The sequence below is a fragment of the Brachybacterium vulturis genome (genome assembly GCF_043641765.1).
GTDB classification, from domain to species: Bacteria; Actinomycetota; Actinomycetes; order Actinomycetales; family Dermabacteraceae; genus Brachybacterium; species Brachybacterium vulturis_A.
On sequence record NZ_JBHZRO010000020.1, the window covers coordinates 1 to 13,495 of the forward strand.

Consider the following 13,495-nt stretch of genomic DNA (forward strand, 5'->3'; position numbering starts at 1 on the left):
GATCCACGAGTCTTCATAGCGGGGCCCTGGGCCACAAGACCCGACCCAGCGACTCCGCCACCCCCATAGCGTCTGAGACGAGCTCGCCCCGCGGGTGATCCGGGTCGCTTTCTGCGCGCTGTCCGGTGCCTGTCGCGTGCCTGCGGGGTGCCCGGATCCGAGATTCCTGCACGGTCGGCAATTGCGCACCATCGGCGTCACGGAATAAGGTCAGGCTCGCCTAACCGCTGAGATCCGGCGGCCCCGACCTCTGGAGGAACCGTTGTGACGCTCTCCCGCCGTGCGCTCGTCGCCCTGTCCGTGCTCGCCGTGCCCGCCCTCGCCTCCTGTTCCGGCGGTGACGCGGATGCCGCTCGGGACGAGGGGACGGAGGGCGGATTCCAGGCCACGATCTCGCATCTGTACGGGGAGACCGTGCTCGAGGCGACGCCGACGAGGATCGCGACCGTCTCCTGGGTCAACGCGGACACGGTCCTCGCGCTCGGCCTGGTCCCGGCCGGCATGCCCGTCGTGACCTGGGGCGGCAACGAGAACGGCTCGACCGACTGGATCGATGCGAAGCTCGAGGAGCTCGGCGCCGGCTGGGACACCGACGCGGCGCCCGTGACCTACGACGAGACCGACGGCATCAACTACGACGAGATGGCGGCGCTGGTGCCGGACCTCATCATCGCCGCGTACTCCGGCATCACCGAGGAGGAGTACGACCAGCTGAGCAGGATCGCCCCCACCATCGGTCCGCTGGCCCCGAACTACACCGCCTCCTGGGAGGACGTGCTGGCCGCGGTCGGCACCGCGACCGGACTCTCCGAGCAGGCGGCGACCCTGACCGCGCAGATCACCGAGGACCTGGCCGCCGTCGGGGAGGAGAACCCCGCGGTCGCCGACGCCACCTTCATCGCCGGCACCCTGGGCCTGGCCGACAACTCCATCGCCCTCTACCTCGGCGGGGACACCCGTTCGCGGTTCTTCACCTCGCTGGGGATGACGCTGGCCGAGGTGGTCACCGAGAACACCCCCGACTCCGAGACCTTCTACCTCGAGTGGTCCGCGGAGCGGGCCGACGAACTGGTCTCGGATCTCTTCTACTCCTGGGCGGCACCCGGCACCACCGTCGAGGACTTCCAGGCCAACGAGCTGTTCGCGCAGATCCCGGCCGTCGCCTCCGGCGGCGTCGTGCTCACCGACGACGACCACCTCACCCTGTCGATCTCAGCGGCCAACGCCCTCAGCCTGCCCTGGGCGCTGGAGCACTTCGTGCCCACCGTCGTCGAGGTCGCGCAGAGCGTCCGCGGCTGACCGGCCACGGTGCGCCGTTCCACCCCGCTCGTGCTCACCGGGGCCCTGCTGGCCCTCGGGCTCACCTGCCTGCTCTCCCTGATGGTCGGTGCCCGCACCGTCTCCCCGAGCACCGTGGTGGAGGCGCTGCGCGCCTATGACGACGCCCTCACGGACCACGTGGTGGTCCACTCGCGACTGCTGCGCACCCTCGCCGGGATCGCCGTCGGTGCGGCACTGGCCGTGGCGGGTGCCGCGATGCAGGGGATGACCCGGAATCCGCTCGCCGATCCCGGGATCCTCGGGATCAACGCCGGGGCCACCACCGCCGTGGTGCTCGGGGTCTACCTCGCCGACGCCTCCCGGGTCGTCGAGCTCATGGGGCTCGCCCTGCTCGGCGCCGCGCTCGGCACCGTCGCGGTCTATGCCGTCGCCTCCCTCGGCCGCGAGGGCGCCACCCCTCTCAAGCTGGCCCTGACCGGGGCCGCCCTCACCGCCGGCCTCGGCTCGGTGGTCAACGCCCTGGTGATGATCGATGACTCCTCCCTGGACCGGCTGCGCTTCTGGCAGGTCGGCACCCTCGGCGCCCGCAGCCTCGCGGACATCACCGGGGTGGGGGTGCTGATGATGATCGGCGCGGTGACGATCCTGCTGACCACCGGGATGCTCAACGCCCTGGCGCTGGGGGACGATGCCGCGGTGGGGCTCGGGGTGACGGTGGGCCGGGCCCGGGCGCTGCTGGGCACGGCGGTCATCCTGCTGTGCGGCGCGGCCGTCGCGCTCGCCGGCCCCATCGGCTTCCTGGGCCTGGTGGTCCCGCACGCGGCTCGGCTGCTGGTGGGCGGCGACTACCGTCGGATCGTGCCGCTGTGCCTGCTGGGCGGCCCGGTGTTGCTCCTGCTCGCCGACACCGTGGGCCGGGTGATCGCCCCGCCCGCCGAGGTGCAGGTGGGCGTGATGACCGCCCTGGTGGGCGTGCCCGTGTTCATCGTGCTCATCCGCAGCCGACGGCAGGTGGGACTGTGAGCGCCGCTGCTGCTCCCGCTCCTGCGTCGCGAGCGCGCGCGCAGCGCAGCCGCCGCATCCTCCTGGTGGCGACTGTCGCCGGGCTGCTGCTGCTCGCGCTCGTCGCGGTGCGGGTGCTGGTGGGCACCCCGATGGTCCCGCTCGACCTGGCCCTGCGGGCGATCAGCGGCGAGGACGTCCCCGGGTACTCCTTCATCGTGGTGGACCACCGCCTGCCCACCGCGGTGGTCGCACTGCTGGCCGGCATCGCCTTCGGGCTCTCCGGCACGGTCTTCCAGACCCTGCTGCGCAACCCGCTGGCCAGCCCCGATGTGATCGGCGTGACCCTCGGCTCCTCGGCCGGGGCGGTGATCGCGATGGCGTTCTTCCAGGCCGACGGCCGTGCCCTGTTCTGGTTCGCGCTGCTGGGCGGCCTGGCCACCGCCGTGCTCCTGCTGGCCGTGGCCGGCAGGGGAGGACCGGGATCCTCCGGCGGTGCGGACAACCGTTTCGTGCTGGTCGGGATCGGGGTCGCCGCCGCCCTCGGTGCGCTCATCTCCTACCTGCTGACCCGGCTGACGCTGCAGTCGGCGGGCGACGCGCTGCACTGGATGATCGGCTCGCTCTCCGCCTCCACCTGGGACCGGGCGGCGGTGCTGGCCGGCGCGCTGGTGGTGCTGATCCCGCTCCTCGCCCTGCTGGTCACGCGGCTGCGGATCCTGCAGCTGGGCGACGACACCGCCACCAGCCTGGGACTGACCGTGCCCCGCACCCGGGTCGCGCTGATCCTGGTGGCGGTGACGCTGAGCGCGCTCACCGTCGCCGTCACCGGGCCGCTCTCCTTCGTGGCGTTCCTCGCCGGGCCGATCGCGCAGCGGCTCGCGGGCCGTCCCAGCTTCCTGCTCTCCGCCGCGGTCGGCGCCGTGATCGTGCTGCTGGCCGACATCGCCGGGCAGAACCTCTTCGGCGGCACCGAGCTGCCGGCCGGAGTGGTCACCGGCGCACTCGGCGCCCCGTTCCTGATGTGGATGCTCACCCGCACCCCGACCTCCGGATCCGGAAGGTGACCGTACGACCATGGCACTGATCGAAGCCCAGCACCTGCACCTGGCGTACGGCCGTCGGGAGGTCGTCCACGACCTCAGCCTGTCGCTGCCCGAGGGGCGGGTGACGATCATCGTGGGCGCCAACGGCAGCGGCAAGTCCACCCTGCTGCGCGGCATGTCCCGCCTGCTCACCCCGGCCGCCGGCGGAGTGCTGCTGGATGGCCGCGAGCTGCACTCGCTGCGGGGGAAGCAGCTCGCCCGGCGCCTCGGGCTGCTGCCGCAGTCCCCGATCGCGCCCGACGGGGTGAGCGTGCGCGAGCTGGTCTCGCGCGGCCGCTTCCCCCACCAGGGGCTGATCCCCCAGTGGACCGAGCAGGACGAGCGGGCGGTGGCAGAGGCGCTCGCCGCCACCCGCACCGACGCCCTGCAGGAACGGCTGCTCGAGGAGCTCTCCGGCGGGCAGCGGCAACGGGTGTGGATCGCGATGGCGCTCGCCCAGCAGACCGAGGTGCTGCTGCTGGACGAGCCCACCACGTTCCTCGACGTCACCCATCAGCTGGAGGTGCTCGACGTGGTCCGCGACCTGAACCGCGAGCGCGGCACCACCGTCGGCATCGTGCTGCACGACCTCAATCTCGCCGCCCGCTACGCCGACCATCTGGTCGCCGTCCGTGCCGGCGAGATCCACTCCCAGGGCACTCCGGCCGAGGTCATCACCGCGCAGATGGCCCATGAGGTCTTCGCCCTGGACGCCCACATCGCCCCCGACCCCGTCACCGGCAGCCCGATGGTGCTGCCCCGCGGACGGGACCGCACACCCTCACCCCACCACCACGAGGAGGACCCCGTGTCCACCACCACCGAGACCGTCACGAGCCGCGAGACCGCGCTGGTGCCCGCCCTCGAGCACTCCGCCATGCTCGCCTTCGAGCTCACCGTCGCCGCCCGTCGGCCACTGGGCCCCTCCCTGGTGCGATTCACCTTCACCAGCGCCGATCTGGAGCACTTCGGCACCAATTCCCATCCACTGGATCTGCGGGTGAAGCTGGTCATCCCCGGACCGGAGGCGAGCGCGGACCACTTCGCCCCGGTGCGCCCGGGCGGGCTGCTGGATCCCGCCACCCACGCCGAGTGGTACCGCAGCTGGCTGCAGATCGCTCCGACCGATCGGGGCTGGATGCGCACCTACACCGTGCGCGAGCACCGCGCGGCCGGACATCCCGGCAACTGCTCCGCACAGCCGGAGATCGATATCGACGTGGTGCTGCACCTGGACCCGGTCGAGCAGCCCGGCCAGGGCGTCGCCGCCCGCTGGGCCCGTGACGCGCAGGTGGGGGACACCATCTCCCTGCTCGGCCCCAACCGGCATCTGGTGGGCCCCGACTACGGCGGCATCGAGTTCCGCCCCGGCACCGCCCGCACGGTGCTGCTGGTGGGCGACGAGACGGCGGTGCCCGCCGTCGGCTCCATCCTCGAAGCGCTGCCCGCCTCGATCAGCGGCCATGCCCTGCTGGAGGTGCCGGAGGCCGGTGACGCCCAGCAGCTGCTGAGCCGCTCCGGGGTGCAGGTGACCTGGCTGCCGCGCGAGGGCCGGCCGCACGGGGAGCTGCTCGACGCCGCCGTGCGGCGGGTGATGAGCGAGAACAATGCCCAGGCGTTCCGCGACGCCGCGGCCGGCGCGCCTGCGGATGATGGCCCTGCGACGACGCCGGAGGAGCTCGAGGACGTCGACGTCGACGAGACCATCCTGTGGGAGACCATCACGGGCCACGGCGCGTTCTACGCCTGGCTCGCGGGGGAGGCCGGAGTGATCAAGACCCTGCGCCGTCACCTGGTCAGCGAGCTGGGACTGGACCGCACGCAGGTGTCGTTCATGGGGTACTGGCGGCAGGGGCGCGCCGAGCACTGAGCCCAGCCGAGGTGCCAGCGAGCTGCGTCACCGGGGCTGGGGCGAGCGGGACCCACGCCGTAGAGTGGACCGTCACGCGGAGTGGTCGGGCGTCGTGACCGCGACGCCCGAGAGGGGAGCAGTCGTAGTGAGTGCAGGTGAGACGGAGCAGGTGGTCGCGCCCTTGGTGCCACCGCCGCTGGAGAGAACCTTCAGCCAAGCCTCGGTCGACGCTGCGGTGAAGGAGAACGATCTCGAACAGATCGGCATCCGTCCGCGACTTCTTCCGTACTTCAGGGAGCTGTGGCAGCGCCGCGCCTTCATCCAGGTGCTCGCTTCCTCGAAGGCGGAGGCCGAGAACCAGAACACCTACCTCGGTCAGATCTGGGCGCTCTTCTCGCCGATCATCAATGCCTCGGTGTATGTGCTGATCTTCGGATTCCTGCTGAACGTGGGCCGGGCGGGCATCGAGAACACCATCGCCTTCATCGTCGTGGGTGTATTCATGTTCCGCTTCTTCGAGCGCTCCGTGATGGCCGGTGCGCACTCCTTGAACAAGAACATGAACCTGGTGCGATCGGTGGACTTCCCCCGCGCGGTGCTTCCCACTGCCGGCGTCCTCGCCGAGCTGCTGATGCTCGGTCCGGCGCTCGTGGTCATGTGCGTGATCTCGTACGCCTCAGGCTTCCTGCCCGTCGCCGGGAAGGTCACGATCGACGCCTACTGGTTGCTGCTGGTCCCCGCGATCTTCCTACTGTGGCTGTTCTCCACCGGGTGCGCCTTCATGGTGGCGCGCTGGGTCGCCATGACCCCCGACCTGGACAACCTGCTGCCGCATTTCCTGCGCATCCTCATGTACGCCTCGGGCGTGATCTTCTCGGTGGAGCAGTACCTCGGCAAGTACAGCTGGGGATGGCTGCTGGAGTACCAACCGGTGGCGGTGTACCTCTACCTGGTGCGCTCCTGCCTTCTGAACGAACCCGCCTATCAGCCGGACCTCACCATGTGGCTGTTCGGCGTGATCTGGGCGGTGCTGTTCGCCGTCGTCGGTTTCCTGATCTTCTGGAGCGGAGAGGAGAAGTACGGACGTGACTGACACCGAGGAGGTCGACTTCGAGGTCGACCAGGACGAACTCGACACTACGCCCGTGCTCGAGGTGCCTTCCGACCAGCTCTCCCTGCTGGTGAACGACCTGCACGTCTCCTACCGTGTGTTCGGGGCGAAGAAGGTGGGGCACGGGGCCGGGCGCGATTGGGGTGTCCTGGGGCGGCTCGTGCGCAGGGGTGCCAAACAGCCGACGGTTCGCGAGATCAAGGCGGTCCGAGGTATCACGTTCGCCGCGAAGCACGGCGAGGCTATCGGCATCATCGGGGTCAACGGCTCGGGCAAATCGACTCTGCTGCGTGCCATCGCCGGCCTCATCCCGCCGGCGGGCGGGAGCGTCCACGTCGCCGGCAACCCGGCTCTGCTCGGCGTCAACGCCGTGCTGATGAAGGACCTCACCGGAGAGCGCAACATCACGATCGGTGCGCTCGCCCTCGGCCTGACGAAGAAGCAGGTCAACGAGAGGTTCCAGGAGATCGTCGATTTCGCGGAGATCGGCGACTTCGTCAACCTGCCGATGAAGACCTACTCCTCCGGCATGGGTGCGCGGCTGCGTTTCGCGATCTCTGCCTCTGCGATACCGGACATCCTCATGATCGACGAGGCGTTGGCCACCGGAGATGCGGCCTTCCGCGCGAAGTCGAAGGAGAAGATGGACGAGGTCCGTGAGGGAGCCGGCACCGTCTTCCTGGTCAGCCATTCGCTGAACACCATCGTGAGCATGTGCACGCGGGTCCTGTGGGTGCACGAGGGGAAGCTCGTCATGGACGGCGGGTCCAAGGAGGTCTGTGCCGCGTACAAGAGGTACACCGATTCACGCCGGGCCGCGACGAGCGGCGGCGCGTAGACGCCGCCAGGACGGGCTCCGCATGGGTCATTGCCGGACGACGAGGTTCTCCGAATCGATGAATCGTCCCACGGGGGAGCACAGGGTGCTGATGACCTGAGCGACGTGCCCGGGTTGCATGATCGTCGTGGGGTCCTCCTCCGGTGCGAGCGTCCGACGCAGCGCCGTCGCCGTGCGACCGGGAGAGAGGCACACCACGCGGGTGCCGTAGATCGACAGCTCCTCGCGCATCACCTGGCTCATGTTGATCACCGCCGCCTTTGAGGCGGAGTAGGTGAGCCAGCCGGAGCGACCGCTGATCCCGGCCGTGGAAGCGATGTTGACGATGAGATCGAAGCGGTTGCCCAGATTCAGCAGGGTCTGGACGATCGTGAACGGACCGTAGAGATTGACGTTGATCGTCTTCTCGAAGTCGGCCATGTCGACCTGCTGGAGCGGCACCGGATTGGTGTACCCAGCATTGTTGACCAGGATGTCGGTCGCCCCGGCCTGTTCGTGAGCCTGGCTGACGGCCGCTTTCAGCGCCTCGCGATCACCGACGTCGACGGCGATCGGCATCAGCTTGCGGCCGACCTGCAGCTCCTTCTCGAGTGCGGCGACGCTGCGGTCGAAGTCCTCCGAAGCGCGAGCGAACATCACCACGGTGGTGATGTCGTCGTTGTTGAGGATGAAGCGCCGAGTGGTCTCAAGGCCGATGCCGCGGGATGCTCCGGTGACGAGCGCGGTCTTACTCATCGTCGTCCTCCTCCGGTCGCAGGAGGAACCCTGCCATCTTCAGATCGGTCTGGGTGGTCACCTTGAGGTTCTCGTCCGTTCCTTCGATGAAATGGACGGGGTGTCCGAACTCCGCGACGAGGGTCGCGTCCTCGGTGAACTCGACGTTCCGCTCGAGGGCACGCGCGTGCGCGTCCTGGAGATCGGCTTTCGCGAACTTCTGCGGCAACTGCACGTTGCGCAATCGCGAGCGGTCCAGCGAACCGACCACCGCCGAGGACTCCGGGTCCACCGGCGCCACGGTGTAGGAGATCTCCGACATCAGCGAGACGTTGCGGTGCCCGGAGTCGATCAGGCGCTGGAAGTCGCTGGTGCGTACCAGCGGGCGCGCCGTCTCATGGATGATCACGTCGTCATTGGTGCAGTGCGAGATCATCGCGGCGACCGAGGAGTGCCGGGAGGATCCGGCCTCCACGAGGGTGACCGGTGTCGAGATCGCGTAGGCCGCCAGGATCGCCTCGACGTCCTCGCGCCACTGGCGCGGATAGTTCAGCACGATCTGGGAGATCTGCTCCACTCGGTCAGCGGTGACCAGTGCATAGACGAGGATCGGGATCCCGCGGAGCTTGAGCAGCTGCTTGGGCGAGTCCGCGCCGGTGCGGCTGCCTATCCCTCCGTTGAGAAGGATCAATGAGTACATGGGGAATGTCCTTCGTTCCGGTCGGCGGTGCTCCCTGACGAGCCGCAGAGTCTATCCGCGTCCATCGAGATCGTCGGGACGTCCTCGGGATGGCACGTGCTGGTCACTGTACAAGTCGGCTGTCCTTGGCACCTGCGGCCTGCGGCCTGCGGCCTGCGGCCTGCGGGATCAGGAGACCGAGCCCCGCACGTCATCCGCGTACGGGAGCTGTGCTCAGGAGGAGTCGGCGTCACCGGAGCGCTCCTGCTCCTGGATCCGGGCCCACAGCTCGTCGCGGCGCGCGGCCAGCCGACGGCACGCCTCCAGGAAACGTGCCAGGGAGGTGCCGGGGGTGATGTCGCCGAGGTAGTACTCGATCAGCTCGAGCCGCTCTTCGTGGAGTGGATCGTGCTCGATCAGCTCACGCGCGAGGCGCCCCGTGTTCTCCGCCTCGGCAACCGCGAGCCGCGGGGACACGCTCAGCAACGCGGTCCCCGCGTCCCGAGACTGCGGGTCCGCGGGGCGGGTGATGATCAGCGGCTTGCCGGTGGTGAGCCAGTCCCCGGCGACAGCGGAGATGTCACAGAGCATGAGGTCCGCGTCGATGAAGTCCTGCTGCAGCGGACGGTCGGTGCTGACCAGGCCCTTCGAGGACTCCACCAGCGTGCGCAGCTCCCGATCGGCCTCCCCGAGCTCCGCCACGCGCACTCCGGTGAGGGGGTGAGGGCGGTAGATCACCTGGAGACCCTCGTCGAACAGGGAGCGCACGGCGGCCGCTCCGTGGGTGCTCAGCGAGCTGTAGGCCGCGGAGGCCTGGCCGCCCTCCCAGGTCGGTGCATACAACACGGTCGGGCGGTCATCAGTGCGGACCGTCACCTCGGTCCGATCAGTGTCCAGCGACGGCCTGCCCACCGGGATGCAGCGGGCGGGGGCGTCGAACAGGGTCGTATATCGCTCGAGCCGATCGATCGCCGCCTGCCCGGCGACGAAGGAGTAGTCGTAGGCCTTGATCTGGTTGGAGACTGAGACCACCTTGTCCGAGTCGCCGTGCAGCAGGGAGACGTGGATGGCAGAGCGCGATCGCAGGGCCGCGGTGTTCAGCGGGTTGTAGTTCACGTACAGCACCAGTTTGGTGTCGCTGCGCAGAATGATCGCGTCCAGGGTGGCGTCCAGGGCGATGGTGACCACGGGCAGCTCCGCCTCCGTCCGTACAGCCGCAGCGGTGCGGGAGTCCATGCACACGATGGTCACGCCCTGGGCGCGGTGCAGCTCCTGGAGGGGTCCGTACCAGCTGCGCAGCTGGTAGAGGCTGTCCATCGTGTCCGGGAAGTAGACGATCACCTCGCCGTTCAGAGTCGCATCGGTCAGGGTGGCGTCGTCGCCGAGGCCGTCGGGCATGCCTCCGGGCAGCAGTCCGAAACGGCGCAGCAGCTTGCCGCCCGTGCTGCGCACCGTGCGCTTCAAGGCGTTCCCGCGTGCGGGCATGATCAGGTCCTCTCGGCGGACGCCGCCGCGAACAGCGCGTTCCAGGCGTCGGGGGTGATGTGGCGAGGCAGCGCGGTGCGGTACCGCCGGCAGAGGGACCGCCATTGCACGGCGAGGCCTAGGTGGGAACGCAGCGACCGGCGGAGCGCACGGCGCATGTCGGATCCGCGCACGCTGAACGCCGACACCGTCGAGCCCTCGTCATCGGTGACGAGGACGGCATCGGCGCCGAGGGTGGTGCGCCAGTGGACGTCGTCAGCGTGCACGGCGAGGATCGCGCGGGGCGCGTGGTCGCTGCGGAGCATCCGGAGCACCGCACGTAGCAAGGCCGAGGGCAGGGCGAACGGCGTGCGCCTGGTCGGAGAGGTCGATATGGGCAAGTCATGGTCGTGGTGCCAGGCGCGCACGAGCTGGTCGCCGTCGGTGCGGGCGTGCTGCAGGTCGTCACCCATCCACGTCTCGGGACCGGCGCACATCGCTTCGATGCCGTCCTCCCAGAGCTCGGCGGTGAGCAGATGCCCGGAGAGCACGTGTTTGACCTGGTGGAGGAGCGAGGAGAGGATCACCCCGCGCCCGGAGCCGTAGGCGGCGGCGATGACCAATCGATTCCGGTGCAGGACTCGTGCAGTCCAGGTCATCTGGGTGCGGTAGGCGGTCCATGGCGGATGATGGACCGCGGTGCCCGGCAGTACCGCGTGATCGTAACCATGGGCCGTGGCGCGCAGCCCGTATTCGGCATCGTCCCATTTCAGGAACAGAGGCGCGGGCAGGCCCAAGTCCGAGATGGTCCCCGGGGGGAAGAGGGTGCCCCACCAGCCCGTGTAGTTCGCTCGGCTTCCGGCGGTGATGAATGTCCAGTCGGGAGGCGAGGTGCCGGCGAGATCCATCGTGTCGCGCATCCGGTTGGTGGATCGCCATTGGAAGGCGCGGGCGTCGACCATTTCGGTGTGGGTGATCAGGCGAGTGGGCTGTGCCGCAGAGAACAGCGGAGCGCCGATGATCGTCGGGCGCGTCGCCAGTGCCTGGTAGGTGAGCATCCTGTGCAACGACTCCTCGGACAGGACTGCGTCATCGTCCGAGAGCAGCACAGCCGCAGCATGGTTCCGGGAGGCCTCGAGCATTCCCCGGGCATACCCTCCGGATCCTCCGAGATTCGGTTGGGTGATCAGCCGGATCTTGGGGCGCTTGGCGAGCAGCCGGGAGAACGCGGGCAAAGCTGCGAGAGTACCGCCCTGATCGATCACGAGCACCTCGTGCACGATTCCCATCTGTGCGAATCGTTCAGTCTGAGCGACCGCGTCCTGTTCACGGAGTCTTGTCGGCATCACCACCGTGACTGGTGGTAGTTCGACAGAGGCCTCCGTGCTCCAGGCCACGGAGCGCACCGTGCCCTCGACCCAGAACCATTCTGGACCGTCGGCCTCCAGCCGCAGCTGCAGTGTCTTGATGTTGCCACCGGCCACCAGTTGCCGCTTGCCTGAGCGTGCACTCCAGACTCGCGCAGGGCCACCCTCGATCTCTAGGGTCACGGCGACCTCCCCGAGCACTGCGTGCCAGGCCGACGCCGGAAGAGCCTGTCCCCACAATTCGGTGTGAGAATGCGCAGACCAGGCGCCCAGGAGGAGCGGGGACGGCGGCGACCCATCGGTGCAGGAGGCGTCTGCCTGTACGGAGAGAACCGGTTCCGGGAATTCGGCGGAGCGGTCGGGCCCGTCATCACCGGCATGGTGAGCGTCGCTCATCATGCCCCCGGAATCTCGAACGAGCTGGTGTCGGGGAAACGACGATGAAGGAAGCTGCGCACCTGGTGGTCGAGCGTGACGGGATCGATCTCATGGGTCGACTCGTTGAGGCAGAACGTCTGCAGGACGTCCCGATCCCGCTCGAGGCCGGAAAGGCGCGCGGCTGCGTCGTGGGCGCCCACGTTCGCGTAGCGATAGCGGATGCCGCGGGTGACGGCACGACCGGTGGCAAAGGCGTAGTTCATGTGCAGTGCACCCGAGAGAGTCACATCGTCGATGCGACGGAACTGTGCGTCACGCGTGGCAGCGACGACATCGGGCCACCGCTCCTCGATCTCGTAGGACACCGAGCGGCGCAACGCGAACGGGGCATGGAAGAGCTTCCGCGAGACCCGACGACCGGTGGCTTCGCGCACCAGCGCGCGGGCATTCTTCCCCGCAGAGTCCGAGGCTGGCTCACCCTGGACCGGCGCGCCCGGACCGACGTGAGCACGCGACATGTACATCGAGGCGATGCCGTTGGGGTTGAAAAAGAGATCGGGAGTGACGGGAGAGGAGAGGAAGACATCGTCGTTGAAGTACAGGAAGTGCTCGCTGAGCCCCTCGATCCGATGCAGATTCGCCTCGATCGCCTGGGAGTTGAAGCTGGGCAGGCGGGTGCCGGCGGGGGCTATGTCCTTGTGGTCGACGATCGTCAGCCGAGGGTGGTCCTCCCGCAGCCAGGCAGGGCGCTGACGGTCCGTGACCAGGTAGACGTGCCGCACCCACGGTGCGTACTGCTCGAGGGAACGAAGAGAATGGCGCAGCTCGTCATGCGCCACGAAGCGCAAATCGGCGGCGGCATCCTCGGTCATCCGTTCGCCGGCGTCCGTCTCGAGGGCGTCGCGCTTTCGCGCCAGCCAGACCGGGTCGGTGCCGTCCACCCACGTGTAGACCACGTCGATCGGGAAATCGACGTCGAGCAGAGCGGTCTGCTGCAGTGCGGCGGCGGCATCCTCTGCCGCTGTGGAGGAGGCCGTCGGCTCAGCGTTGACGTCGAGAACGATTCGGAAGGCCTCCGGTGCGAGGAGCTCGGTGCGCGGGTTCCAGATGGCCGCCGTGTAGCGCCCTTCCTCCGTCGGATCCCAGCGCTCGAGGCGGACGGCGGATTCGAAGCCGTACCGGGAGATAACCCGGCCCGCGTGAAGCGTGACCGCGGGGTCCAGGAGGTGAAGAACCGCAGCACCCTCGAGCGCCTGAACGGAGGGTTGTCTGACGAATTCTGAGGCGCCTGCAGTAATACCGCCGATACCGATCAGTAGCGTCTGGATTTCCCGTGACAAGAGGTTCGCTGCTGCAACCCAGTCGTGTGCGCGGAGAGCGATCGTGTTCGGGGCAGCCGTCGATACGCGCGCCTCCGCGCGCGGCACATCATTGTTCTGCAGTACCGTCCTCACTCGCTCGAGGAGCTTCAGCGCGTGGTCCCGCGGTGAGCTCAGCTCCACGGAGCGAGCGGGGAGCTCGCGCACGCGGTAGGGCAGAGGAGCGTCGAACCGCGTCGTGACGGCAGTCGCGGTCCGGTCGAGTGCCGTGTCACTCCGGCGCATCCGTCTCTTCGCGATATCACGGCTCACGGTACGGACCGCCAGACTCTCCAAGTGGCGTAGGCGACGCCAGGCGGTACGCATCGTCATGATCTGATGAGCTCCCTCCAAGACGGGGACAGA

At 68.7% G+C, this 13,495-nt stretch carries 11 protein-coding genes; 6 read left to right on the top strand and 5 right to left on the bottom strand.

Translation table 11 applies throughout. The annotated features are described in order from the left end of the window. The first annotated feature begins 264 nt into the window (after window positions 1-264). From ACHUEU_RS13975 to ACHUEU_RS14000, 6 genes are all read left to right on the top strand, one after another. On the top strand, window positions 265-1,299 hold the full coding sequence (locus ACHUEU_RS13975; protein ID WP_394216739.1) for an ABC transporter substrate-binding protein: 1,035 nt from the start codon (window positions 265-267) through the stop codon (window positions 1,297-1,299). 9 nt (window positions 1,300-1,308) lie between these two features. Beyond that, on the top strand, window positions 1,309-2,304 hold the full coding sequence (locus tag ACHUEU_RS13980; protein WP_394216740.1) for a FecCD family ABC transporter permease: 996 nt from the start codon (window positions 1,309-1,311) through the stop codon (window positions 2,302-2,304). Continuing rightward, the gene (locus ACHUEU_RS13985; protein WP_394216741.1) at window positions 2,301-3,350 is read left to right on the top strand and encodes a FecCD family ABC transporter permease; all 1,050 of its coding nucleotides are present in this window, start codon (window positions 2,301-2,303) and stop codon (window positions 3,348-3,350) included. The genes ACHUEU_RS13980 and ACHUEU_RS13985 overlap by 4 nt, the downstream gene beginning before the upstream one ends. Before the next feature lie 10 nt (window positions 3,351-3,360). Then, entirely contained in the window at window positions 3,361-5,238 is a 1,878-nt protein-coding gene (locus tag ACHUEU_RS13990) for an SIP domain-containing protein (protein ID WP_394216742.1), read from the top strand. 127 nt (window positions 5,239-5,365) lie between these two features. After that, window positions 5,366-6,313, top strand: a complete 948-nt coding sequence (locus ACHUEU_RS13995) for an ABC transporter permease (RefSeq protein ID WP_394216743.1) — start codon at window positions 5,366-5,368, stop codon at window positions 6,311-6,313. Continuing rightward, window positions 6,306-7,169, top strand: coding sequence for an ABC transporter ATP-binding protein (locus ACHUEU_RS14000; protein ID WP_394216744.1), 864 nt, complete (start codon window positions 6,306-6,308; stop codon window positions 7,167-7,169). The genes ACHUEU_RS13995 and ACHUEU_RS14000 overlap by 8 nt, the downstream gene beginning before the upstream one ends. A 27-nt stretch (window positions 7,170-7,196) precedes the next feature. On the opposite strand, the gene ACHUEU_RS14005 is transcribed toward ACHUEU_RS14000, so the two are convergent. From ACHUEU_RS14005 to ACHUEU_RS14025, 5 genes are all read right to left on the bottom strand, one after another. Then, window positions 7,197-7,904 (bottom strand): SDR family NAD(P)-dependent oxidoreductase, encoded by a 708-nt coding sequence (locus ACHUEU_RS14005; protein WP_394216745.1) that lies wholly within the window; start codon window positions 7,902-7,904, stop codon window positions 7,197-7,199. Then, window positions 7,897-8,583, bottom strand: coding sequence for an IspD/TarI family cytidylyltransferase (locus ACHUEU_RS14010; protein ID WP_394216746.1), 687 nt, complete (start codon window positions 8,581-8,583; stop codon window positions 7,897-7,899). Before ACHUEU_RS14010 ends, ACHUEU_RS14005 begins: the two co-directional genes overlap by 8 nt. Window positions 8,584-8,796: 213 nt before the next feature. Continuing rightward, the gene (locus ACHUEU_RS14015) at window positions 8,797-10,047 is read right to left on the bottom strand and encodes a CDP-glycerol glycerophosphotransferase family protein (protein WP_394216747.1); all 1,251 of its coding nucleotides are present in this window, start codon (window positions 10,045-10,047) and stop codon (window positions 8,797-8,799) included. 2 nt (window positions 10,048-10,049) lie between these two features. Beyond that, a complete protein-coding gene (locus ACHUEU_RS14020) occupies window positions 10,050-11,792 on the bottom strand; it encodes a glycosyltransferase family 2 protein (RefSeq protein WP_394216748.1) in 1,743 nt (580 codons plus the stop codon). Continuing rightward, window positions 11,789-13,462 carry a stealth family protein gene (locus ACHUEU_RS14025; RefSeq protein WP_394216749.1) on the bottom strand — a complete coding sequence of 558 codons (1,674 nt, stop codon included), beginning with the start codon at window positions 13,460-13,462 and terminating at the stop codon, window positions 11,789-11,791. Before ACHUEU_RS14025 ends, ACHUEU_RS14020 begins: the two co-directional genes overlap by 4 nt. Window positions 13,463-13,495: the final 33 nt, after the last annotated feature.